The 22,743-nt window shown below is 70.6% G+C and carries 20 protein-coding genes; 7 read left to right on the top strand and 13 right to left on the bottom strand.

Translation table 11 applies throughout. From position 1 onward, the window contains the following. Positions 1-19: 19 nt before the first annotated feature. The 13 genes from OG245_RS33255 to OG245_RS33195 all read right to left on the bottom strand — a co-directional run bounded on the left by OG245_RS33255 (position 20) and on the right by OG245_RS33195 (position 14,531). Positions 20-541, bottom strand: a complete 522-nt coding sequence (locus OG245_RS33255) for a hypothetical protein (RefSeq protein ID WP_371627043.1) — start codon at positions 539-541, stop codon at positions 20-22. Next, positions 538-1,773 carry an MCE family protein gene (locus OG245_RS33250; protein WP_371627042.1) on the bottom strand — a complete coding sequence of 412 codons (1,236 nt, stop codon included), beginning with the start codon at positions 1,771-1,773 and terminating at the stop codon, positions 538-540. The genes OG245_RS33255 and OG245_RS33250 overlap by 4 nt, the downstream gene beginning before the upstream one ends. Further along, positions 1,770-3,026: an MCE family protein gene (locus OG245_RS33245; RefSeq protein WP_371627041.1), complete on the bottom strand. Its 1,257-nt coding sequence runs from the start codon at positions 3,024-3,026 to the stop codon at positions 1,770-1,772. The genes OG245_RS33250 and OG245_RS33245 overlap by 4 nt, the downstream gene beginning before the upstream one ends. Next, the gene (locus tag OG245_RS33240; protein ID WP_371627040.1) at positions 3,023-4,189 is read right to left on the bottom strand and encodes an MCE family protein; all 1,167 of its coding nucleotides are present in this window, start codon (positions 4,187-4,189) and stop codon (positions 3,023-3,025) included. The genes OG245_RS33245 and OG245_RS33240 overlap by 4 nt, the downstream gene beginning before the upstream one ends. A gap of 1 nt (position 4,190) precedes the next feature. Continuing rightward, complete coding sequence (locus tag OG245_RS33235) at positions 4,191-5,210, bottom strand: MCE family protein (protein WP_371627039.1); 1,020 nt, start codon at positions 5,208-5,210, stop codon at positions 4,191-4,193. Continuing rightward, positions 5,207-6,238, bottom strand: a complete 1,032-nt coding sequence (locus OG245_RS33230; RefSeq protein WP_371627038.1) for an MCE family protein — start codon at positions 6,236-6,238, stop codon at positions 5,207-5,209. The genes OG245_RS33235 and OG245_RS33230 overlap by 4 nt, the downstream gene beginning before the upstream one ends. After that, entirely contained in the window at positions 6,235-7,524 is a 1,290-nt protein-coding gene (locus OG245_RS33225; RefSeq protein WP_371627037.1) for an MCE family protein, read from the bottom strand. The genes OG245_RS33230 and OG245_RS33225 overlap by 4 nt, the downstream gene beginning before the upstream one ends. After that, on the bottom strand, positions 7,524-8,327 hold the full coding sequence (locus OG245_RS33220) for an MlaE family ABC transporter permease (protein ID WP_371627036.1): 804 nt from the start codon (positions 8,325-8,327) through the stop codon (positions 7,524-7,526). Before OG245_RS33220 ends, OG245_RS33225 begins: the two co-directional genes overlap by 1 nt. A gap of 3 nt (positions 8,328-8,330) precedes the next feature. After that, positions 8,331-9,206 (bottom strand): MlaE family ABC transporter permease, encoded by an 876-nt coding sequence (locus OG245_RS33215; RefSeq protein ID WP_371627035.1) that lies wholly within the window; start codon positions 9,204-9,206, stop codon positions 8,331-8,333. Further along, the gene (locus OG245_RS33210) at positions 9,203-10,186 is read right to left on the bottom strand and encodes an ABC transporter ATP-binding protein (protein ID WP_371627034.1); all 984 of its coding nucleotides are present in this window, start codon (positions 10,184-10,186) and stop codon (positions 9,203-9,205) included. The genes OG245_RS33215 and OG245_RS33210 overlap by 4 nt, the downstream gene beginning before the upstream one ends. A 541-nt stretch (positions 10,187-10,727) precedes the next feature. Further along, complete coding sequence (locus OG245_RS33205) at positions 10,728-12,224, bottom strand: DUF6801 domain-containing protein (RefSeq protein WP_371627033.1); 1,497 nt, start codon at positions 12,222-12,224, stop codon at positions 10,728-10,730. Between the two features lie 504 nt (positions 12,225-12,728). Beyond that, positions 12,729-13,385, bottom strand: a complete 657-nt coding sequence (locus tag OG245_RS33200) for a hypothetical protein (RefSeq protein WP_371627032.1) — start codon at positions 13,383-13,385, stop codon at positions 12,729-12,731. A 210-nt stretch (positions 13,386-13,595) separates the two neighbouring features. Next, complete coding sequence (locus tag OG245_RS33195) at positions 13,596-14,531, bottom strand: hypothetical protein (protein WP_371627031.1); 936 nt, start codon at positions 14,529-14,531, stop codon at positions 13,596-13,598. An 810-nt stretch (positions 14,532-15,341) separates the two neighbouring features. Between OG245_RS33195 and OG245_RS33190 the strand changes: the two genes are divergently transcribed. The 7 genes from OG245_RS33190 (at position 15,342) to OG245_RS33160 (ending at position 22,704) form a co-directional block, all read left to right on the top strand. Further along, the gene (locus OG245_RS33190; RefSeq protein ID WP_371627030.1) at positions 15,342-16,556 is read left to right on the top strand and encodes a helix-turn-helix domain-containing protein; all 1,215 of its coding nucleotides are present in this window, start codon (positions 15,342-15,344) and stop codon (positions 16,554-16,556) included. Between the two features lie 200 nt (positions 16,557-16,756). Further along, positions 16,757-17,020 carry a hypothetical protein gene (locus OG245_RS33185; RefSeq protein ID WP_371627029.1) on the top strand — a complete coding sequence of 88 codons (264 nt, stop codon included), beginning with the start codon at positions 16,757-16,759 and terminating at the stop codon, positions 17,018-17,020. A 126-nt stretch (positions 17,021-17,146) separates the two neighbouring features. Continuing rightward, positions 17,147-17,620, top strand: a complete 474-nt coding sequence (locus OG245_RS33180; protein ID WP_371627028.1) for an SCP2 sterol-binding domain-containing protein — start codon at positions 17,147-17,149, stop codon at positions 17,618-17,620. A 4-nt stretch (positions 17,621-17,624) separates the two neighbouring features. Continuing rightward, positions 17,625-18,839, top strand: coding sequence for an acyl-CoA dehydrogenase family protein (locus OG245_RS33175; protein WP_371627027.1), 1,215 nt, complete (start codon positions 17,625-17,627; stop codon positions 18,837-18,839). A gap of 493 nt (positions 18,840-19,332) precedes the next feature. After that, positions 19,333-19,509 (top strand): hypothetical protein, encoded by a 177-nt coding sequence (locus OG245_RS33170; protein WP_371627026.1) that lies wholly within the window; start codon positions 19,333-19,335, stop codon positions 19,507-19,509. A 186-nt stretch (positions 19,510-19,695) separates the two neighbouring features. Then, complete coding sequence (locus tag OG245_RS33165) at positions 19,696-20,550, top strand: hypothetical protein (RefSeq protein WP_371627025.1); 855 nt, start codon at positions 19,696-19,698, stop codon at positions 20,548-20,550. A gap of 60 nt (positions 20,551-20,610) precedes the next feature. Then, positions 20,611-22,704 carry an MDR family MFS transporter gene (locus OG245_RS33160; RefSeq protein ID WP_371627024.1) on the top strand — a complete coding sequence of 698 codons (2,094 nt, stop codon included), beginning with the start codon at positions 20,611-20,613 and terminating at the stop codon, positions 22,702-22,704. Positions 22,705-22,743: the final 39 nt, after the last annotated feature.

The following is a 22,743-nucleotide window of genomic DNA, read 5'->3' as shown; positions in this document are numbered from 1 at the left end:
GCCGTTCCTCCCCGCGGTCTCATCGGCCGCCGCCCGTTCCGATCGCTGTGAGCGCCTTGATCTTCCAGCCGTCGGCCGTACGGGCGAGGGTCGCCCCGAACCGCTTGCGCTGGGTGCCGGCCGCGCCGGAGCGCGGGGTGACCTCGACGTCCACGGTGGCGATCAGCTCCGCCGTGCCCGTGCGCTCGTCCAGTGCGGTGAGCGCCGCCGACGTGACCTTGCCCCGGGCCGTGTCGCCCGCGGTCGTGAGGGACTTCGCGTCGGCTCTCCGGGTCCGCTTCAGCTGGTCGTGCAGCGTCCCCGTGGCGGAGTCGAGCCAGGCCCGCAATCCGTCGTCGACCCGCTGCGCGTTCTCTCCGTCCAGGCTGTTCAGCGTCGCCAGGTGCCGTCTGCCGTCGGCCAGGGCCGTGTCGCGGGCCTTCGCGTAGGACAGAGTGCGGTCACCGCGCGCCTGCCCGTACGACCAGGCCCCCAGGCCGCAGAGCAGGGCGGCGACGAGCAGGACGGCCCAGCCGGCCCGGCGTCGGGCGCGGGGGGTCATGAGCCGGCTCCCAGACCCAGCAGCCCGGCCATGCCCTCGGTCGGCGGCTGTACGGTCGCGGACCCGCCGTTCATGGCGCCGGGCAGCTTCATCGAGCCCGGAACGGCCGGTTTCGGCACCGGGCCGCCCTTGGGGGCGTTGGCGCTGCCCCGGACGTTGATGCCGGTGCCGGGCGAGGAGGTGCAGCGGGCGGCGGTGTTCACGGCGGGTCCGTCCGAGGTGTCGAGGCCGTTGCGGTAGACCGTGCCTCCATAGCCCGCGGTGCACGGCAGCGGTTCGAAGAAGGTGACGGACATCCCGAACCGGGCGCCGTCGTCGTCGACCGCGCTCGACCCGGCGGCGACCACGGCGGGCAGCTTCACGAGGAGTTCCTCCAGGCCGCGTTGGCGGGTGACGGCGACCTCCGAGGTGGTGAGGAGGTTGGCGACGACGACGCCGAAGGCGGGATCCAGGTCGCGCAGCAGTACGCTGATCTGGACGGCGGCGTCCGGGGTGGTCGCGATGAGGCGGCGCAGATCGGCGTCGGAGCCCTTCAGTTCGGCGGCCAGCTCCCTGGCCCCCGAGGCGAAGCCCTTGAGCGCCCGTCCCTGTTCGGCCTGGGTCCGCAGGACGCGCTCGCCGTCGGCCATCAGCCGGGTGGTGACCGGCAGGGCCTGGTCGGCGGCCTCGATGAAGTCGCCGCTGGTGTCCAGCAGGACCTGGAGGTCGTCGCCGCGCCCCTCGAAGGCGGCCCCGAACTCCTCGACGACGGTCCGCAGGTTCTCCAGGTCCACGCTGCCCGCCAGGTCGTCGATGCTGGTGAGGACGTCGGTCGGGGGCGCGGGGATGGTGGTGTCGGCCTCGTCGATGACCGAGCCGTTGCCCAGGAAGGGTCCGTCCTCGCGGGTGGGCCGCAGATCGACGTACTGCTCGCCGACCGCCGAGAGGTTCGCGACGACGGCGGTGAGGCTGTCCGGGATCCGCGGTGCGTCCTTCTCGATCCGCAGTTCGGCCTCGACGCCGTCCTCGGTCAGCTCGATGGGGCCGACCCGGCCCACGGAGACGCCCCGGTAGGTGACGTTGGAGTGGGTGTACAGGCCGCCGGTCTGCGGGAGCTGGACCGTGACGGTGTAGTAGCCGCGCAGTCCGACGTAGTGGCCGAGATCGGCGTACCGCACACCCAGGTAGCCGAGCACCAGCGTGGCGATGACGAGGAAGGCGAGGTTCTTCAGCCGGATGGCGAGGGTGATCACGGTGTCGCCTCCTTCTCCGGCTTCGGCGTCCCGGAGGTGTCCGGCTCCGACGTTCCGGGCGCGTCGGGCTCGGATGATCCGGAGGCGCCGGGCTTCGGCGTTCCCGACACGGCGGGCAGCGGGAGCGGCAGGGGCAGCGCGCCCCGGGCCGCCGCGCCCTCGCCCTCGGCCGGGGGCAGCGGCGGGATTCCGGGAGGATCCGGGGTGAGCGCGGGGATGATCTGCGTACCGGGCAGGGCCGTGACGTCCAGGTAGACGTTGAGGTAGTCGCCCTTGACGCCGCGCAGCACCTCGTCCGTGAAGGGGTAGGTCAGCAGCACCTGGAGGGAGTTCGGGAGGTCCTGGCCGGAGTCGGCGAGCGCCTTGAGGGTCGGGGCGAGCGCCTTGAGGTCGGCGATCATGTCGGCTTTGCTCCGGTTGATCGTGTCGACGGCCACGGTGGAGAGGGTGTCCAGGGAGCGCAGCATGGTCAGCAGCGAGCCGCGCTGTTTCTCCAGGACCTTGAGTCCGGGGCTGAGCCCGGTGAGGACCGTGCCGACGTCCTGCTTGCGGGTGGCGAGGGTGGCGGCGAGGCGGTTGACGCCGTCCAGGGCCCTGGTGATGTCGCCCTTGTTCGCGTCCAGATCGGTCACGAGGGTGTCGACCCGGTCGAGCATGGACCGGACCTGCGGTTCCTGCCCGGCGAGCGCCTTGTTCAGTTCGGTCGTGATGGTCTTGAGCTGGTTGACGCCGCCTCCGTTGAGGAGCAGGGACAGGGCCCCGAAGACCTCTTCGACCTCCGGGTTCCGGTTGGTGCGGGAGTGCGGGATGCGGCCGCCGGCGGCGAGCGATCCGCGTGCGGTGCCCTCGGGGGGCGGGGCGAGCTGGATGAACTTCTCACCGAGCAGGCTGGACTGTTCGAGGCGTGCGTAGGAGTTCGCGGGGAGCTCGACCTTCCCGTTGACCCGCATGGTGACCCGGGCCCGCCAGCCGTCCGGGGCCAGCGCGATCCTGGTGACGCGTCCCACGGCCACGTCGTTGACCTTGACCGAGGACTGCGGCGCGAGGCTGAGGACGTCGCCGAACTCGGCGGTGACCTCGTACGGCCGGTCGCCGAGGTCCGCGCCGCCGGGCAGGGGGATCTGTTCGATGCCGGTGAAGGAGGGGCTGTCGGGGCGGACCGCGACCAGGGCGATCAGCGCGCCGGTGGCGAGCAGGGCCACGGCCGCGACGGCGGCCCGTACGACGGGTCTGCGCCGGTCGTCGTCGTTCATCGTCGCGCCCCCTTCTGCTCGCCGGACTGCTTGCCGGACTGCTTGCCGGGCTTTCCGCCGGGCTGCTTCTCGGGCGTGCCGTAGACCGTGCCGACCTCCGGGAGCGGCAGGACGGGCAGGGCCTTGCGGCGGGTCGCGTCGACGGGGGCGAGGCCGGTGAGCCGGCCGGTGGCGGAGGCGGCCCCGGGGTCGACGAGCGGTCCCCCCATGGACAGTTCGTTGAGGTTGGCGCGCCCGTTGAGGGTGCGGTGGGCGGGGTCGTAGGCGTTCAGGACGTTGCCCGCGGCGAGCGGGAGGGTGTCCATCGCCTCGGCGAGGGAGGCGCGCTGGTCGACGAGCGCCTGGGTGACGGGCACCAGGGCCTCGACGTTCTTCTTGAGCGCGCCGCGGTTCTTGGCGATGAACGCCTTGACCTGGCCGAGCGCGGTGCCGAGTTCCTTGAGGGCCGCGCTGAGGTTCTTCTTGTCGTCGGCGAGGAAGGAGGTGACCGTGTTCAGTTGCTGCTCGGCGCTGCGGACGTTGCCGTCGTTCTTCTTGAGCATGGTGGTGAAGGTCTGGAGGTGGGCCAGGGTGTCGAACAGGTCGCCGCTGCTCCTGTCGAGCGTCTTGGTGGCCTTGCCGAACTGTTCGATGGAGTCGCCGATGGCCTTGCCGTTGCCGTCGAGGTTCTTCGCCCCGGTGTCCAGGAGCCGGGCGAGCGCCCCGTCGGCGTTGGCGCCGTTCGGGCCGAGGGCGGTGGAGAGTTCGGTGATGGAGGCGTAGAGCTCGTCGACCTCGACGGGGGTGGCGTTGCGGGCGGCGGGCAGGACGGCGTCGTCGGCGAGCCGGGGGCCGCCGTCGTAGGCCGGGGCGAGCTGGACGTAGCGGTCGGCGACGAGGCTGGGGGCGACGACGACGGCGTGGGCGTCCTTGGGGACGTCGATGCCGCGGTCGAGGCGCAGCACGACCTTCACCTCCTTGCCGCGGGGCTCGACGGAGGCGACGGTTCCGACCTTGACGCCGAGGATGCGCAGGTCGGACCCGGCGTAGACGCCGGTCGCGCGTTCGAAGTAGGCGGTGACGGTGGTCTTCCCGTCCTCCTCCAGGGCGCTCACGCCGGTGGCGGCCGCGACGGCGACGAGGGCGAGTCCGGCGGTGATGCCGGTGATGCGGGTGCGTCTCATGTCAGCGGCCCCCTTGCTGCCGGGGTGGCATGCATCCGGTCGCCGGAGGTGTGCCGGCGGGGAGGTAGTTCCTGGGCACGACTCCGCAGACGTAGTTGTCGAACCAGCGGCCGCTGCCGAGGGTGTTGCCGATGAGCCGGCTGTAGGAGCCGGTCATGGCGAGGACCTTGTCGAGGCTCTTGCGGTTCTTGACCAGGACGGCGGTGACCCGGCCGAGGGACTCCAGGGTCGGCCCGAGCTGCTTGTCGTTGTCCCGGACGAGTCCGGTGAGCTGGGTGCCGAGGTCGCGGGTGCCGGTGAGCAGCAGGTGGATGGAGTCGCGGCGGGCCCGGATCTCGCCGAGCAGCAGGTTCCCGTCCTCCAGGAGCGTTTCGAAGCTGCTCTTCTTCCCGGCGAGGGTCTTGGTGAGCTTCGTGCTGTTGCGGAGCAGGGTGGCGAGCTGGGCGTCGCGTTCGGAGACCGTACGGGAGAGGGCGGAGAGCCCGTCCGCGGCGCTGCGGACGTGCGGCGGGGAGTCCTTGAAGGTGGCGGAGATCGTCTCGAAGCTCTTGGCGAGCTGTTCGGTGTCGATCTCCCCGATGGTCTCCCCGAGGCCGTTGAACGCCTGGGTGACGTCGTACGGGGAGGTGGTGCGGCTCGCGGTGATGCGGGAGCCGGGGTCCTGCGGGGCGTCGCCGAGGGGGTCGACGGCGAGGTACTTCTCGCCGAGGAGGGTCTTGACGGCGATGCCCACGGTGGAGGAGTCGCCGATCCAGGCGCCTCGCACCCGGAAGTCGACGCGGACCTCTCCGCCGTCGAGGGAGACGCCGGTGACCTCGCCGACCTTCACTCCGGCGATCCGCACCTCGTCGCCGTCGGTGAGTCCGGCGGATTCGGTGAAGTCGGCGCTGTAGGAGGTGCCGTCCTGGACGAAGGGCAGGGAGTCGGCGCGCCAGGCGGCGAGGCCGAGCAGGGTCAGGACGAGGAGCCCGACGACGGCGACGGCGACCGGGTTGCGTTCCCGGATGGGGGTGATGCTCATGCCAGGCACCTCGGTTGGGTGATCGCGATGCCGCCCGGCGGCTTGCTTCCGTCGTCGTGGGTGACGCCGCTGACCTTCGCTTCGCAGAGGTAGAGGTTGAGCCACGATCCGTAGGACGTCAGCCGGCTGATCGCCGCCATCTTGGCCGGGGTCTTCTCCAGGAATTTCTCGATCTGCGGAGCGCCCTTCTCCAACTGACCGCTGAGGCGTCCGAGTTGGCGGATGTCGTCCTTGAGCGGCTCTCTGCCGTCCTGGAAGAGGTCGGCGGTGACGGTGGTGAGCGCGCCCATCGCGGTGATGGCCTCGCCCAGCGGTTCGCGGTCGCCGGAGAATCCGGTGACGAGCTTCTCCAGGGTGACGACGAGGTCGTCGAAGCCGGCCTCCCGGTCGTTGACCGTCTTGAGGACCGTGTTGAGGTTCGTGATCACCTCGCCGATCACCTTGTCCTTCGCGGCGACGGTGGTGGTGAGCGAGCCGACGTGCCGCAGGATGCTGTCGACGGTGCCGCCCTCGCCCTGGAGGACCTGGACGATGGAGCCGGCGAGCTGGTTGACGTCGGGCGGCGACAGCCCTTCGAAGAGCGGCTGGAAACCGTTGAACAGTTCGGTGAGGTCGAGTGCCGGGGTGGTGCGGGAGAGCGGGATGGTGTCGCCGGGCGCGAAGGCCCGGCCGACGGTCCCGGGGCCCCGGTCGAGGTCGACGTACCGCTGGCCCACCATGTTGAGGTACTTGATGGACGCCGTCACCGAGGCGGGGAGGCTGCGCCCCTTGCGTACGGCGAAGGCGACCTCGGCGACCCGGCGGTCGGCGACCTTCACGGATTCGACCTGGCCGACCTTGACTCCGGCGATCCGGACGCTGTCGCCGGGGATGAGGCCGGTGGCGTCGGTGAACCGCGCCTTGTACGTGATGGTGTCCCCGACGCCCTTGTTGGCGATGGAGAGCCCGAGGACGGTGGTGGCCAGCACGGTGACGACGATGAAGACGAGGGACTTGGCGACCGGTCCCGCGAGCGAGCGGCGTTTCACTTGAGCTTCACCTCCGCACCGCGGAAGGCCGGGCCGATGAGCACGCTGCTCCAGTCGGCCAGCTCTCCCGGCCGGACCTTCAGCGAGGGCGCGACCAGTTCGTTGACGAGCCGGGACTCCTGCGGCGAGTTGGGCAGTCCGAGCCCGGTGCCGGCGTCGTCGCCCGGGTCCGCCGGGGGTGCGGTGACGTCGGCGGCCCGGCGGGTGTCGGCGGTCGGGGCGTGCTTGCCGACGTACGGCACCGAGTAGCAGGCCGGTCCGCCGCCCGCGTCGTAGACCGGGGTGTCCTTGCCGGGGAGGTATTTGCCCTTGGAGGGAACGGACTTGATCGACACGTGCAGTCCCGGCCGGTCGGTGCCCTTGCCCAGCGCCTTGTCCATGGCGGGCACGAAGCCGGCCATGGTGCGCAGGGTGCAGGGGAACGACTCGGCGTATGCGGCGAGGAGTTCGAGGGAGGGACGGCCGACGGCGGAGAGCCGGATGAGGTTGTCCTTGTTCTCCCGCAGGAAGGAGGTCGTGTCCTGCGCGGCGGCCGTGGTGCTGCCGTAGAGCCCGGCGAGCCGCGCCTCCTGGTCGGCGAGGGTGGAGCTGGTGACCGTGGCGTCGGTCAGCGCGTCGAGAACGTCCGGCGCGGCGTCCGCGTACAGCGTGCTCACCTTGACGAGTTCCTTGATGTCGGCGTTGAGGGTCGGGAGTTGGGGGTTGAACTTCTTCAGGTGGCCGTCCAGCGTGGTCAGCGTCTCGCCGAGGCGTTCACCGCGCCCCTCCAGCGCCTGGGAGACCGCGTTGAGGGTGGCGGAGAGCTTCTCCGGCTTCACCGCGGTCAGCAGCGGCAGGACGTCGTCCAGGACCTGTTCCAGCTCGATGGCGTTGCTGGAGCGGTCCTGCGGGATGACCGCCCCGGTCCGCAGGGTGGTGCCGGTGGGGATGCGGGGCGGGACGAGCGCGACGAACCGTGCGCCGAAGAGGGTGGTGGGCAGCATCTGGGCGGTGACGTCGGCGGGGACCTGGTCGAGCCTGTCCCGGTCGATGGCCAGGGTGAGGCGGGCGCCGTCGCCGTCGGTGGAGATGGAGCGGACCTGCCCGATGACGACGCCGCGCAGCTTCACGTCGGCGTTCCTGTGCATCTCGTTGCCGACCGCTCCGGTGCGGACGGTGACGGTGGCGTCGTCGGTGAAGTCCTTCTCGTACACGGAGACCGAGACCCACACCAGGACGGCGGGCACCAGCAGGAAGGTGACTCCGGCCAGCCGTCGGCGGACGGTGCGTGTGCTGGAGGTGCGCATCAGCCGGCCACCTTCACCGTCGTCGTGGCGCCCCAGATGGCGAGCGAGAGGAAGAAGTCGGTGACGCTGATGAGGACGATGGCGTTGCGCACCGAGCGGCCGACCGCCACGCCCACGCCGGCCGGCCCGCCGGTGGCGTGGAAGCCGTAGTAGCAGTGGGCGAGGATCACCAGCACGCTGAAGATCAGCACCTTGAGCACCGACAGCAGCACGTCCTGCGGGGAGAGGAAGAGATCGAAGTAGTGGTCGTAGGTGCCCGCCGACTGCCCGTTGAAGTAGATGGTGATGTAGCGGGAGGCGACGTACGAGGAGAGGAGCCCGATCGCGTACAGCGGGATGATCGCGACGACCCCGGCGATGATCCGGGTGGTGACGAGGTAGGGCATGGAGCGGACGCCCATCGCCTCCAGGGCGTCGACCTCCTCGTTGATCCGCATAGCGCCGAGCTGGGCGGTGAAGCCCGCGCCGACGGTGGCGGAGAGGGCGAGACCGGCGACCAGGGGGGCGATCTCCCGGGTGTTGAAGTAGGCGGAGATGAACCCGGTGAACGCCGAGGTGCCGATCTGGTTGAGGGCCGCGTAGCCCTGGAGTCCGACGACGGTGCCGGTGAACAGGGTCATGGCGATCATCACGCCGATGGTGCCGCCGATGACGCCGAGTCCGCCGCTGCCGAAGGCGACCTCGGCGAGCAGCCGCTGCACCTCGCGCAGATAGCGGCGCAGGGTGCGCGGGATCCAGACGAGTGCCTTGACGTAGAAGGTGAGTTGGTCGCCCGATCGGTCGAGCCAGCTGAGCATCGCCATGGGTCAGCTCCCCTTCGCGGGGACGATCTGGAGGTAGATCGCCGTGAGGACCATGTTCACGAAGAACAGCAGCATGAAGGTGATGACGACGGACTGGTTGACCGCGTCGCCGACGCCCTTGGGGCCGCCGCGCGGGTTGAGGCCCCGGTAGGCGGCGACGATGCCCGCGATGAAGCCGAAGACCAGGGCCTTGAACTCGCTGATGTAGAGGTCGGGCAGCTGGGCGAGGGCGGAGAAGCTCGCGAGGTACGCGCCCGGGGTGCCGTCCTGCATGATCACGTTGAAGAAGTAGCCGCCGAGCGTGCCGACCACCGAGATCAGGCCGTTGAGCAGGACGGCGACGAGCATGGTGGCGAGCACCCGGGGCACGACGAGGCGCTGGACGGGCGAGACGCCCATGACCTCCATCGCGTCCAGCTCCTCGCGGATCTTGCGGGAGCCGAGGTCGGCGCAGATGGCGGATCCGGCGGCCCCGGAGATCAGCAGGGCCACGATGATCGGGCTCGCCTGCTGGATCACCGCCAGCACGCTGGCGCCGCCGGTGAAGGACTGGGCGCCGAGCTGCTGGGTGAGGGAGCCGACCTGGAGGGCGATGACCGCGCCGAACGGGATGGAGACGAGGGCGGCGGGCAGGATCGTGACGCTCGCGACGAACCAGAACTGCTCGATGAACTCCCGCACCTGGAACGGTCTGCGGAAGATCGCCCGGGCCACCGCGACGGCGAGCGCGAACAGCTTGCCGGTCTCGCGGAGCGGGGCGAGCAGCCGGGAGGGCCGCCGCTGCTCGGGCGTGGACGGGGCGGTCGCCCCGGCGGGGCCGGTGGCCGGCGGGGGGTTCTCGGGCGGCTCGGGCGGCCGCACCGGCATCGGGGCGGTCACGCGCGCGCACCTCCCGCGGCCGGGGCGTAGCTGTTGACGATCGCCGTGCGGGCGGCCTCCGGCAGCTGGCCCATCATCGACATGACCCGCTCGCGGCGGCGCAGCGCGCCCTGGCGTACGGGCATCCCGGGTGAGGGCTCCAGCTGGGGGACGACGGTGCGGGGCCCGGTGCGCGCGGCGGTGTCGTCCCGCTGCTCGGCGGCGAGGGTGGCGGCGTCCTTCTCCTCGGACATGCCGATGGGGCCTTCGCGGCGTCCGGCGAGGAACTGGGAGACGACCGGGGTGTCGCTGGTGAGGAGCACCTCGCGCGGGCCGAAGGTGACGAGGTTGCGGCAGAACAGCATCCCCATGTTGTCGGGGACGGTCGCCGCGATGTCGAGGTTGTGGGTGACGATGAGCATCGTCGCGTCGATCTGCGCGTTGAGGTCGATCAGGAGCTGCGAGAGGTAGGCGGTGCGGACCGGGTCGAGTCCGGAGTCCGGCTCGTCGCAGAGGATGATCTGCGGGTCCAGGACCAGGGCGCGGGCGAGGCCGGCGCGCTTGCGCATGCCACCGGATATCTCGCCCGGCAGCTTTCCCTCGGCGCCGAGGAGTCCGACGATGTCGATGCGCTCCATGACGATGCGACGGATCTCGGATTCCTTCTTGCGGGTGTGCTCGCGCAACGGGAAGGCGATGTTGTCGAAGAGCGACATCGAGCCGAAAAGGGCCCCGTCCTGGAACATGAGGCCGAAGAGCTTCCGGGTCTCCATGATGTCGCGTTCGGAGCTGTTCACCATGTCGACGCCGTTGATGAGGACGCGTCCCTGTTCGGGCTTGAGCAGCCCGATGATGGATTTCAGGAAGACGGTCTTTCCCGTTCCGGAAGGACCGAGCATGACGCTCACTTCACCGGCGGGCAGGGTGAGGCTGACGTCCTGCCAGATGTTCTGCTTGCCGAAGGACTTCGTCAGGCCCTCGACGACTACTTCGATTCCCATCGACCCTCCCTCGAAGTGGCGGTGAACGTGTTCATCGATTGGCGCTCCGGCTCTGAGAAAGGCGATGGCGACTCGTCACACATGCACCAGGGGGCGCACGTTATGTCCGCCGAAACCGCCAGGGCAAGCCGTTGAACAGCGGAGATCGACGAACACGGGGCGGAGAATGGATCACTTGTCATTCGGTGACAAGGCCGGTTCCGGTCCTTGTCGAAATCTGCGCAAGCGGTGAGCGTTCCCTCCGGGCGCCCCTGGACCGGAGCGGAGCGAACCGGACCCGGGTGTGCCCGCCGAGCAGGTACGCAGGCGATTTCCTCGGCACGTCTGGGACGCTACGGGCCGGTAACCTGACTTCGCAATACTGGGTACAGACTTTCCTCGGCGAGAATTCACCCGGGGCGGAGGATTGTTCACGGGTGAGTAATCGGCGAACCAAACCTGTCGGATGGTGAGGAGTCGCAGGACGGCCGGCGGGCAGGAAAGAGCCCTTCCGGTCGGGAAACCGGAAGGGCTCGGGGGCAGGACTTCGGGGGTGTTCGGGTCAGCGCTCGGGGTCGGGCACCCTCGGCGGGCAGTCCGGCCCTTCCGGGTTGGTGGCCACGCACAGGGGCGCCTGCGTCATCTTGGTGTAGTTGTCGGCCTTCTTGCCCCGGCTGGAGATGGCCGAGGTGAAGATCGGGTCGAGGTCCTCCCCCACACCGCAGCCCTCGAACGGCGGGATGTGGGCGTAGCCGGTCAGGGTGCCGCCGTACGCCACGAGGTAGCCGGCCGGCGGATAGCTCTGCCCGTACCCTCTCAGCACCTGCTCGAAGGGCCGTTCCGTGCGGCAGTCGGGGCCCACGTCCAGCGGCACGCCGTTCACCTCGACGTCGGAGAGCCGCATCACGAGCTGGGCCGTGACGGTCGTCTCCTCCGGGTAGGTCGGCGTGTTGGTGACCGTGTGGGTGTGGATCGCGGCCGGGGGGCCCACCTGCTCCAGCGTCATGGTCGCGGTCGTCGGCATGAACCCGTAGCTGAGGAACGTGGCCTTCGTCGGGGGGAGTTGCCGGCGTCCCTGGTAGTCGAAGTCCACCTCCGAGCTGACGTCGACGGTCGAGGCGCAGGAGTCGTTGATGTAGCGCTTGTTGAGCACCACCTTCATGAACGCGGGCCCCAGCGCCGCCGCGCCGTCCAGCTTGGCGGCGTTGGCGTAGCCGGCGGCGTACGTCTCGGCGGTGGTCATCACCCACTCGGGCGGGATCTCGATCGGGCAGCTGCCCGGGTCCTCGCCGTCCAGGGCCGCGAGCCGTTCGTCGGCGAGGGCGTCGATCTTCTCCCGGGCGCCGGGCGACAGGCCCTCGGCCGGGCGGCTGGGGGTCGGATCCGGTGCGGGGTCGCTCTTCCCCGGCCGCGGAGCGGGGGCCGTGGGGGTGCTGTCGCCGCGGACGGTGATCGCGGCGAGTTCGGGTTCCTGGCCCGGGGCCGGTTCGCAGACGACGTCGAGTCCCGGAGGCGTGGTCGGCTCGCCCGCCCCGGTGAGCGAGGACAGCGAGAGGGCCAGCTCGGCGGGGGCGAGCGTCGCGCGCCCGGGGCTGCCGAAGGAGACCGTGGGCACGTCACCGGTCGCGGTCAGGGCCAGGCCGCCCCCGTCCGGTCCGGGCAGGGCGACGGGCGGAGCGGTCAGGTCCTGCCAGGAGGCGTCGGCGGACCGGTCGCCGACCGTGTTGCGGACGGTGAGCCGCGCGACGGCCGACAGGGTGGCGGCGTCCAGCTCCCCGAACCGGGCGAGCGCCGTGGGCTCCAGGTTCACCTCGACGGAGACCTGGGACGGGCGGATCTCCTCGCCCGTGCGGACCGAGGTGGGGAGCACCGCCGAGACGACGACGTCCACTTCCTCGGGCCCGGAGGGGAACGGGCAGTCGTAGCGGAGGGTGACCTCCGAGGTCTGTTCCGCGGCGGCCGACTCGGCGCTGGGGACGAGTGCGGTGGCGACGACGAGCGCCCCGCCCACGGCCCAGTGGATCGGTCGTCTCGCTGCGGCGCGTGCATCGACGGTCATACGGATGGGTCCTTCCGGCGCGCGTGGGCCCAGGGATGGCTGCGGAAAGCGGGTCCGCTTCCCGGCTGCGGCCTCTGCGGGCGGTCGTCGAGCGGACGTCGGGCGGGCTTCGGTGGTACGTCGGCCGGGCTCGGCCGTACGCCGGCCGGACCGGGTACAGCCCCTACCGACGGGTACGGTACGCACGCCGACGACGCCTGGGAAGGGCCGGGTTTCCGATCGGATCGGGGCTGTCCGGACTTTGGCAGTCGGTGACAATCCCGTGCCGCACCCTTGTCGGCGGGTGCGCCAAAACGGGGTGTGCCGGGCCGGTGCGGAGGGAGCGGCGCGGGCCCCTCCGGCCGACGCCGTCGGAGCGGCGCGGGCCCTCCAGCCGTCGGCGTCGGAGCGGATCGTGCGGCTCCGGCCGACACCCCGGAGCACACCCCGCTCGCCGTCGTGCCCGGCCGTCGGGTGCGCACGGCCGGGCACGACGCTCACGTACGGGACGTCATCGGCGGTGGGTCACCCGCTGATGACCGGGGACTTGCCCGAGGCCGTGTTCACGATGGTGTACAGCCCCTGGAAGCTGGCGGTGGTGCCGACGATGCCGCAGCCGCCGCCGACCTTGTTGGCGATGGTCAGGGTGAGCCCGCCGCCCGCGGTGTTGAGGGTGCCGTTGCTCCCGTTCAGGGTCGGATTGTTGTACTTGGCCGCGACCTTGCCGGTCACGTCGAAGGTGCAGGGACCGAGGACGCTGTTCCCGGACACCTTCGCCTTGATCGCTCTGATCTCACCGGTCACCTGGCCCGTGGAGTTGGTGCCGGCGCCCGCCGCGTAGTTCAGGCCCCAGATCTCCCACGGCGGCGTGGTGGTGACCGTCCACGTCGAGCTGAACGGCCCGGTGCACGGCGAGTTGAACGAGATCCCCGAGATGGACGCGAGCTTGGCCGGACTCCCGGCGACCGGGGAGGTCGGCGCCGAGCCCGAGGCGGCGGAGGTCGCACACTGGATCTTGTTGCCGTTGTTGTCGGTCAGGACGGTCACTCCGGCGCTGCCGGTGAAGGCGCCGGTCGGGCTGATCGTCCAGCTGGTCGGGGCGGCGACGGCCGACGGGGCCGCCAGGACGACGGATGCCGCGGCGGCACCGATCGCGGTCAGGAAACCGGTTCGCTTGAACATGGGGGTACTCCCTTTTCTCGTCCCGTTGGGGATGCGACTGAACGTGACTGGAGAGGCGCTGTGCTCGGTTGCCCGCCGTGCCGGACGGTGCGGCACTCGGCGGGTCCACGACACCGGTTCGTGCCGGGTGTGCGGACAAGGACGGGGGCGGGTCGCGCATCACCTCCTCGTATGCGGTTCGGGGCGGGTCCGGCGGGTCGGGACCGGGGCCTACCGCTTCGCGGAGTGCCAGAATTCGGACAGCTTCCTGCCCTCGTTCGGCGCGAGGCCGGCGGGGTCGTAGGGGCTGCCGAAGTAGGTGGTGGTGGCGTCGAGCGTCACGCTGTTCTTTCCGGCGGCGGAGGGGAGGCCGGTCTTGAGGTTCACCGCCCAGTCCAGGAGCCCGGCGCCGCAGCCGCCGGCCCCCGGAACGGCGAACGTGGCGTCACCCTGGTCGGCGCCGTCGAAGGTGTAGCGCCCCATCTCGCCCTCGTCGTCGTTCGGCGTGCCGTCGGCCGAGAACCGCTGGAGCGAGAGACTCGGCGCCGTCACGTTCTGCGGCTTCAGCAGCACCGGGTTGGACGTGGTTCCGATGTAGCACTTGTCACCGAGGAACGGATTCTTGAGGTGGATGCGGACCGGAATGGTGAGAATGGGCTCACCGGTGGAGAATGCCGCGCTCATATTGAAGTCGCGGGGCGCTCCGGCCGGTTCGATGGTGGCCGTCACACGGTTGAGATTGTTGTCCGTCAGCTGGCGGCAGATTCCCGATACGAGCGGAATTCCGCTGGGGCACATGAGCCCGATCAGCCCGCCGGGGATCTCCGCCGGGTCCGCGGTCAGCGCCCCCTCGGGAGGGGCCACCAGGGAGGCGGCGCCGTCGGGGCGCTGGATGACGCCGAGCTGCAGATCGGTGTTGCCGGTGGAGACCTTGGTCTTGCCCAGCGTGATGGTTCCGGTGGCCGAACTCGACGCTATGCAGGTCGCGATGGTGTTGACACCGTCAGCGGCCAGCATGGCGGGCGCGTCGACCGGGCAGCGGTCGAAGGGCGCCCAGTCGCCGTTGAGCTGGGTTGCGGCGGTGGCCGAGCCGCTGGAGAGCACAGCGCTGAATGCCGTGAACGCCGCGAGCAGACCTACGCGGGTTCGATTGGAAACGGATCTCATGTCGTCCCCTCTGTCGGCCGCCGTGGCGCGGCCTCGTGCACGAAGTTGACCGGTTCTGCAATGCGAGCCCGCACCGCGACGACTTCTCGGCGGTGATGGAGCCTCGGGCGGGCCCGGGGGCGGAGGATCGGAGCATCAAATTTCGGGCAGATTTCGTGACCGAATTGATCGAGGCGTGATGTTACTCGCGGGAAACAGGGCGACACAATCCGTCCGTCTAAGATTCTTTGCACCACACTCTTTTTGATCCGGAAATGAGCATCGGGGCACCGCTTCCTTGTCAAGGAATGCGCACTCCGGGGCATGGAATTACACACCGGCGACCGGAACCCCGCGCGCTGTGCGCACACGGCGCCGCGGGGGGCAGGAGCCGCGGAGGTTCCGCTTCCGCTCCCTCACGAATGGCGCGCGAATCAGCCATGCGGCCGAAAGTAGCCACCGAAGAGAGACCGCCCGCCCACATTCGCCGTGGTGAACCGCCTGCGAGCCCGACCACCGAGAGGTTCGATCGACGCCGCGCCCGCCTCTCCGGGAACACCTCGGGGCCGCACAACGGCTTTGTTGTCACCGCCGGAGCAGGCGGCCGAAATTCATTGTCCGAAAGCGCGCAGTACCGCCCGACCTGCACGGAAGTCGCACAGTGCGGCCGCGATGTGTGCCCCCTGCACTTCGATCTTGTCCAAGTGGTGTGCAGTGCCAGTTCGTTGGTCTATCTTCGTCGCGAACTTGGTACGCACCTGTCGGTTCGTGGGAGCGCTTTCCCCCACCGCCTCACCCCACCACCGGGCGCCGAGAGCAAGGGGACTTGTCATGTCACAACTCATACAGCCGCTGGATACCGAGGACCCGCTGGGGCCGCTCCCGCAGGAATTCGCGGCGATCATGCGACCCGAACTTCCCAGCCTCATCAAGGAAATAGGCGTCGAGGTCACCCGGGCGTATCCGGAATACGCCCGGCTCCTCGACGGCCCGAACGGGCAGGCCATCCGGGTGGGCGTGGAGCAGAGCCTCGCCTCCTTCGTCGACCTGGTGGCCGAGCCCTCCTCCCCCACCACGCTCCGGGACGACATGTGCCGGCGCTTCGGACGGTTCGAGGCGTACGAGGGCCGGAGCATGGACACCCTCCAGGGGGCCTACCGGCTGGGCGCACGGGTGGCCCTGCGGCGGGCGAAGAAGGTCGGGCAGAGCTACCACCTGTCCCCGACCCTGATGCTGAGCTTCGCCGACGCGCTCTTCGCCTACGTCGACGAACTGGAATCGCTTTCCCGCGAGGGGTTCCAGGAGGTGCAGTCCCAGTCGGGTGAGCACAGCGAGGCGCTGCGCCGCCGCCTGCTCCATCTCATCCTCGCCGGACGCCCGGCGCCCGGCAGCGCCATCGCCGATCTGTGCGAACAGGTCGGGTGGGCGCTGCCGGAGGAGGTCACGCTCGTCGCCGTCCGCGCCCCGGCGGAGCTGGACCGGCTCAGCGCGGACCGCGACCTCCTCGTCGATCTCAGCGCCCCGCAGCCGCACCTGCTGATCCCCGGAGCACTGGACGACGCGCGAAGATCGATGCTGGAACAGGCACTGCCGGCCGGCCGCGCGGCGATCGGGCTGACCGTTCCCGCGGCGCTGGCCTGCGAGTCGATCCGCTGGGCCCGCCGGGTCCTGGAGCTCGTCGACTCCGGCGTGATCGACGACGCGCCGTTGATCCGCTGCGAGGACCACCTCACCACCCTGTGGCTGCTGTCCGACCCCGCCCTGCTGGACCAGCTCGCCCAACGGGAACTGGCCGCCGTCGCCGGCATCAGCGCCACCCGACGCGACCGGCTGGTCGAGACGCTGCGGATCTGGCTCGACACCCGGGGCACCGCGGCCCAGATGGGCGCACTGCTGGACGTCCACCCGCAGACCGTCCGCTACCGCATGCGGAGCCTGGAGACCATCTTCGGTGACCAACTCGTCGACCCCGAGAGCCGTTTCGCCACCGAGGCGGTGCTGCGCGCGCTGCGGCTGCGCTCCCGCGCCACGGGCACATCCCCCTGATCCGGATCACGTTCGGCGCGCCGGGTCAACTTACCGGCGCGTAAGGCGAAATAGACGGTCAGTCCCAAACGGTTGCGACACGGAGACGTATCCGACGAGAAACCCGGAACCGCGTCCCGTACACAGGAAGGAACCTGCCGCCCATCAGGCGGCGGGCCCGTGCACCGCCTCCTGGCCAACCATCCGAGAGGGAACGTCCCATGACCGCCTCGCACCTCCTCGTCCCCGTGCCGATCCCGGACCGGGTCGCCGCGCTGATCGGTTCGTGCATTCCGCCGCACATCCTCCAGGCGGAGTTCGACGCCGACTGCGCGGCCCGCGAGGTACGCAGGTTCCGCGGCCCCCGGCTCGGCGTCGAGGACCGGGCCGACCGCGAACAGGCCCTGTCCGACCTGGCCCGCGCCAACAAGGTGCTGGCCGCACACCACCCCGGACTGGCCGTCCGGCCCGACTCGCCCTTCTGACCGCCCCTCACCCCCCGCCACCCGCCCGCCCCTCTCACCGCGACCGGCCGTGGACCGGCCTTGCGGGGCTCCGCGACTGCCCTTACCTTACTCCAAAGTAAGTTTACTTTGGAGTAAGGATCTGGCGTGGACGGAACCAGCAGCGGCAACCTCACCGACGACCTGTCCGGGCTCGACTTCGCGGCGGTCGCGCCCGAGGAGTTCGCCCGGATCGTCAAGAACCTGTCCGCGAAGCAGCTCGCCGAGGTCATGCGGGGCGAGCTGCGCACCCGGATACTCGGCGAGGTCTTCGGCCGGATGAGGCAGCAGTTCCGGCCCGGGGCGGCCGGCGGCCTCACCGCGCTGATCCGCTGGAAGATCACCGGGGAGAGCGACGCCGTCTACGAGACCGCGATCGCCGACGGAGCCTGCCGGGTCACCTCCGGCCGCTCGGACGCCGAACCGCGCACCACGCTCGTGATGGGCGACGCGGAGTTCCTCAAGCTCGTCTCCGGCAACGGCAATCCGGTCACCATGTTCATGACGCGCAAGCTCAAGGTCGCCGGTGACGTCGGCCTCGCCTCCGGCCTGACCCGCTACTTCGACATCCCGAAGGCGTGAGCTCATGAGCTTCTTCTCCCTCGCCCTGACCGAGGAGCAGCAGGACCTGCGCGACTGGGTGCACGGCTTCGCCGCCCAGGTGGTACGCCCGGCCGCCGCCGAGTGGGACGCCCGGGAGGAAACACCCTGGCCGGTGATCCAGGAGGCCGCCCGGATCGGGCTGTACGGATTCGAGTCGCTCGCCGACCTGTACGGCGACCCCACGGGGCTCTCCCTCCAGATCGCCAACGAGGAGCTGTTCTGGGGCGACGCGGGCATCGGCATGGCCCTGTTCGGCACCTCGCTCGCGGTCGCCGGAATCTTCGCCTCCGGCACCCCCGACCAGCTCGCCGAGTGGGTCCCGCAGTGTTACGGGGACGAGGACGACCCGAAGGTCGCCGCCTTCTGCGTCTCCGAACCGGGAGCCGGGTCGGACGTCTCCGCGATGACCACGAAGGCCCGTCATGTCGAGGCGAGCGACGAGTGGGTGATCTCCGGTCAGAAGGCGTGGATCACCAACGGCGGCATCGCCGAGGTCCACGTCGTCGTCGCCTCGGTCGATCCGGCGCTGGGTTCCCGCGGACAGGCCGCGTTCATCGTGCCGCCCGGCACGAAGGGCCTGACGGCGGGCCGTACGGTCAAGAAGCTGGGGCTGCGCGCCTCGCACACCGCGGATCTCTTCCTCGACGAGGTGACCGTACCGGGGCACTGCCTGCTGGGCGGGAAGGAGAAGCTGGACGCCCGCCTCGCCAGGGCACGCGAGGGCGGCCCCGCCAAGGGCCAGGCGGCGATGGCGACGTTCGAGGTCAGCCGCCCGACCGTGGCCGCGCAGGCACTCGGCATCGCCCGGGCCGCCTACGAGTACGCCCTGGAATACGCCGGTGAGCGCGAGGCGTTCGGCAGGCCGATCATCGAGAACCAGTCGATCGCCTTCGCTCTGGCCGATATCCGCACCGAGATCGAAGCCGTACGCCTGCTGATCTGGCAGGCCGCCTGGATGGCCCGCAACGACCGGGCCTTCGACGCCGGACAGGGCTCCATGTCGAAGCTGCGGGCCGGCGAACTCGCGGTCGCGGCCACCGAGAAGGCGGTCCAGATCCTCGGGGGCGCGGGCTACAGCCGGGAGCATCCGGTGGAGCGGATGTACCGCGACGCGAAGATCTACACCATTTTCGAGGGCACCAGCGAGATCCAGCGCCTCGTCATCGCGCGGGCGATCTCGGGCCGGCACATCCGCTGAGGAGGAGATGGGGCCGCGGTCACGGCGGCGGCGAAGGCCGGGTCCGGCGTCGCGACGGTCGGCGGGGGGATCGCCCCACCGACCGAGCCGCCGCCCGCCGCCCCGCCGAAGCGCCCGTCGATCCTGCTGAATCCGGGCCTGATCCGGGCCTGATCGGCTTTGAATCCGTGTGATTCTCGTCGCCCCGAACGCGTACGCCGGGGTGGAACGGAGCCCTGGAAATCTCCGTCGGGCCGGGCCGGACGGAGATCGTCACCGAGCGCGTCGAGGCGTGTACGCAACTGCGCGGAGGCCGGGCACCACCCCGCCGACGTGCGACAACAGGGTTCGGATCGCCCCCTCGTGACGATCCGCGGCGATCGGTGGCGACGGTGTGGAGGACGTCGCGGCACGGGACGAGCGCCGCTCCGGGACCGACGGCGAACGGCGCCCGTGGCGGGCCCCACACGTTTGACCGGTGCCTCTCCGCCCTCCCTGCCACTAGCCTCTTCACATGACCTCCACTTCGACCGAGCCGACGCCTGCCCGCCCGATGGTTGAACTCAACGCGGAGATCCGCGCTCTGGTCGCCGACGGTGGTGTGGTGTCGCCCGAGGGCCGCCGGGAGTACGAGCGGCTGCTCGTCGAGTGGGTGGCGGCCGTACGGGGCGGGTCCTCGGAAGCCGGCTGACGGCGGAGCGGCGGGGTCCTCCCGCGAGCGGTGAAGGCCCCCGGGAGCGAGGGGTACGGACACCGGGCACGAGTAGGACACCGGGAGCGAGAGGTACGGGCGGAAGGGGAGCCACCCCCTCCGCGAGGCCGTCCGGGCATCGGCGATAGTGATCGTCCGTCCGCGTCCTCATCCCGGGAGAACCTCATGACCGCCGCGTCACCCGTCGGCGCACGCCGCCCGTCGCTCCTCCTCGTCACCGATCTCGCGTACGAGGCCCGTGGCCGCCGCTACTGCGACGAGGACATCTACCTCGGCTCCCGGCTGCGCGAGTCGTTCGACGTCGCGCTCTGCCACCCCCGGGACGCGGCCGCGCTGCTGGAGGGCTTCGACACCGTGCTCATCCGCAACAGCGGGCCGGTGCTGCACTACCGGGAGGCCTACGACACGTTCTGCTCCCGGGCCGGGGAGCTGCGGACGCCGGTCTACAACCCGCTGGGCGGGCGCGGTGACATGGCGGGCAAGGAGTATCTGGTCGAGATGAGCCGGGCCGGCCTCCCCGTCATCCCCACGGTGGACCGGGCGGCGGATCTGCCGGAGCTGCCCGACGTCCCCGCCTACGTCGTCAAGCCGAAGCTGGGGGCGGACTCGGTCGGACTGCGGTTCGTCACGGCGGCGGAGGCGGCCAGCGAGCTGGAGCGGGCGGCCGAGGGCTCGCTCCTGGTCCAGCCGCGGATCGACTTCCGCCACGAGGTGTCCTTCTACTTCGTCGACGACGACTTCCAGTACGCGCTGTACGCGCCGGACCCGGAGCGGCGCTGGGTGCTGGAGCCGTACGCGGCGAGCGCGGAGGACCTGGAGTTCGCCCGGCGCTTCATCGCCTGGAACACGCTCGACCACGGGATCCAGCGGGTCGACGCCTGCCGGACGGCGGACGGCGCGCTGCTGCTCGTCGAGCTGGAGGACCTCAATCCGTATCTGTCGCTCGACCGGGTCGGCGAGGACGTCCGGGAGGCGTTCGTGGCGCGGCTGAAGACGTCGATCGCCTCGCTGCCCCGCTGACCACCCCCGTCCGGCCCGCCCCCGCATGCGGGGGTACGGGGCCGGTGTGAGGGTGCAGAGGTGACCACTGCCAGCGAGCAAGCTCCCGCCGCGCAGAGTGCCGCCGCGCCGCCGCCCGTCCTCGACCGGCGGCGGCGGAACATCGTCTTCGCGACGATCGTGCTGGGCATGCTGCTCGCGGCTCTGGACCAGACGATCGTGGGCACGGCCCTGCCGACGATCGTCTCGGACCTGGGCGGGGCCGCACACATGTCATGGGTGGTCACCGCCTATCTGCTGGCGGAGACGGTGGCCACCGTCCTGGTTGGCAAGTTCGGCGACCTGTTCGGGCGCAAGCTGGTCTTCCAGGTCTCGGCGATCATCTTCATCACGGGTTCGTTCCTGTGCGGCCTCGCGTCGGACATGCTGCTGCTGATCATCTGGCGCGGTATGCAGGGCATCGGCGCGGGCGGCCTCATGGTCACGTCGATGGCGCTGATCGCGGATGTGATCCCGTTGCGCGAACGGGGCAAGTACCAGGGCGCGATCGGGGCGGTCTTCGGCATCTCGACGGTGATCGGGCCGCTGCTCGGCGGACTCTTCACCGACCATCTGACCTGGCGCTGGGCGTTCTACGTCAATGTGCCGATCGCCATCGTGGTGGTGATCGCCGCCGCCCGGAACATTCCGTCGGTGAAGGCCGCCGGCCGGCCGGTCATCGACTACGCCGGGATCGCGCTGGTCACCGTCGGGGCGAGCGCGCTGATCCTGGCGACCAGCTGGGGCGGGAACGAGTACGCCTGGGGATCGCCCATGATCATCGGGCTGTTCGTCGGCGGGCTGATCGCCCTGGCGCTGTTCTGCGTGGTGGAGACGCGGGCGAGGGAACCGATGCTGCCGATGCGGCTGTTCCGGAACCCGGTGTTCACGGTCTGCTCGATCCTCAGCTTCATCGTGGGCTTCGCGATGCTCGGCTCGATGATCTTCCTGCCGACCTATCTCCAGTACGTGGACGGGGACTCGGCGACCCTGTCGGGGGTGCGGACGCTGCCGCTGGTCGTCGGTCTGCTGGTCGCCTCGATCTTCAGCGGCAACGTGGTGAGCAAGACGGGCCGCTACCGGGTCTTCCCGATCGTGGGGACCCTGGTCATGGCGGCCGGGCTGTTCCTCCTGTCCCGGATGGGGCCGGGGACCGGCGTCTGGCTGGAGTCGCTCTACATGGTGGTGCTGGGACTCGGCATCGGCCTGGCCATGCAGGTGCTGACGATCGCCGTGCAGAACACCGTCGACTACGAGGACCTGGGCACGGCCACGTCGGGCGTGACGTTCTTCCGCACCCTGGGCAGCGCCTTCGGCACCGCGGTGTTCGGCACCATCTACGCCAACGCGCTGAAGCCCAACCTCACCGACGGCGTCGCGCGGGCGGTGGCGGCGGGCGGTGACCCGGCGGCCCTGGCCCGTGCCTCGCAGAGCCCGCAGGCGCTGCACGCGCTGCCCGCCGCCCAGGCGGAACCGCTGGCCCATGCCTACGCGGACACCCTGCACACCGTGTTCCTGTGGACGGTGCCCGTCGCGCTGATCGGCTTCGTCGTCGCGCTGTTCCTGAAGGAGGTAAAGCTGCGGGACTCGGCCCGGCTCGGGTCGACGGACATGGGCGAGGGGTTCGCCCAGCCGGGCACCGGGGACTCGGCGAAGGTCCTGGAGTTCTCCGTGGCCACGATCCTGCACGGCGCGGGCCCGGACACCGCCCGGCGGATCACCGCCGAGTCCGACACCCGGCTCGACATGGCGGGGGCCTGGGCGGTGATGCAGGTGGACCTCTTCACCAGGATGGTCGGCCACGCGGGCCTCGGGCTGATCGCGGCCCGGCACCGCATCCCGCCGGAGGTGCTGGTGCCCGTCTTCGACCGGATGATCGAGGAGGGCTATCTGACGGGGGACGGCCGGATCTTCTCGCACACGGCGGCGGGCCGGCGCGAGGCCGCGGTGATCTCCGACGCCTGGGGCCGCTGGCTCAACGAGCGCCTGGCCGAGGACGGCGCGCGCCCCGACGACCGCCAACTCCGGGCCACGGTGGACGTGATCGCCAAACGGCTGCTGGCGGAGGACCTGGCCCAGGAGCTGTCCCCGGCGGCCGGCTCCGGCGGATCGTCGCGGGTGGGCGCCCCGGTCTGAGGCCCGGGGCCGGTCCCGGTCCCTTCCCGGGCCCTTCCC

Source organism: Streptomyces sp. NBC_01116 (genome assembly GCF_041435495.1).
Classification (GTDB): Bacteria; Actinomycetota; Actinomycetes; order Streptomycetales; family Streptomycetaceae; genus Streptomyces.
The sequence above is the reverse complement of the archived record's forward strand: the minus strand, read 5'-3'. Positions and strand labels throughout refer to the sequence as shown.

Coding starts and splice junctions, on each gene's coding strand:
- OG245_RS33255 (WP_371627043.1), bottom strand. CDS start 541: ATGACCCCCCGCGCCCGACGCCGGGCCGGCTGGGCCGTCCTGCTCGTC.
- OG245_RS33245 (WP_371627041.1), bottom strand. CDS start 3,026: ATGAACGACGACGACCGGCGCAGACCCGTCGTACGGGCCGCCGTCGCG.
- OG245_RS33240 (WP_371627040.1), bottom strand. CDS start 4,189: ATGAGACGCACCCGCATCACCGGCATCACCGCCGGACTCGCCCTCGTC.
- OG245_RS33235 (WP_371627039.1), bottom strand. CDS start 5,210: ATGAGCATCACCCCCATCCGGGAACGCAACCCGGTCGCCGTCGCCGTC.
- OG245_RS33225 (WP_371627037.1), bottom strand. CDS start 7,524: ATGCGCACCTCCAGCACACGCACCGTCCGCCGACGGCTGGCCGGAGTC.
- OG245_RS33220 (WP_371627036.1), bottom strand. CDS start 8,327: ATGGCGATGCTCAGCTGGCTCGACCGATCGGGCGACCAACTCACCTTC.
- OG245_RS33210 (WP_371627034.1), bottom strand. CDS start 10,186: ATGGGAATCGAAGTAGTCGTCGAGGGCCTGACGAAGTCCTTCGGCAAG.
- OG245_RS33205 (WP_371627033.1), bottom strand. CDS start 12,224: ATGACCGTCGATGCACGCGCCGCAGCGAGACGACCGATCCACTGGGCC.
- OG245_RS33200 (WP_371627032.1), bottom strand. CDS start 13,385: ATGTTCAAGCGAACCGGTTTCCTGACCGCGATCGGTGCCGCCGCGGCA.
- OG245_RS33195 (WP_371627031.1), bottom strand. CDS start 14,531: ATGAGATCCGTTTCCAATCGAACCCGCGTAGGTCTGCTCGCGGCGTTC.
- OG245_RS33190 (WP_371627030.1), top strand. CDS start 15,342: ATGTCACAACTCATACAGCCGCTGGATACCGAGGACCCGCTGGGGCCG.
- OG245_RS33185 (WP_371627029.1), top strand. CDS start 16,757: ATGACCGCCTCGCACCTCCTCGTCCCCGTGCCGATCCCGGACCGGGTC.
- OG245_RS33175 (WP_371627027.1), top strand. CDS start 17,625: ATGAGCTTCTTCTCCCTCGCCCTGACCGAGGAGCAGCAGGACCTGCGC.
- OG245_RS33170 (WP_371627026.1), top strand. CDS start 19,333: ATGACCTCCACTTCGACCGAGCCGACGCCTGCCCGCCCGATGGTTGAA.
- OG245_RS33165 (WP_371627025.1), top strand. CDS start 19,696: ATGACCGCCGCGTCACCCGTCGGCGCACGCCGCCCGTCGCTCCTCCTC.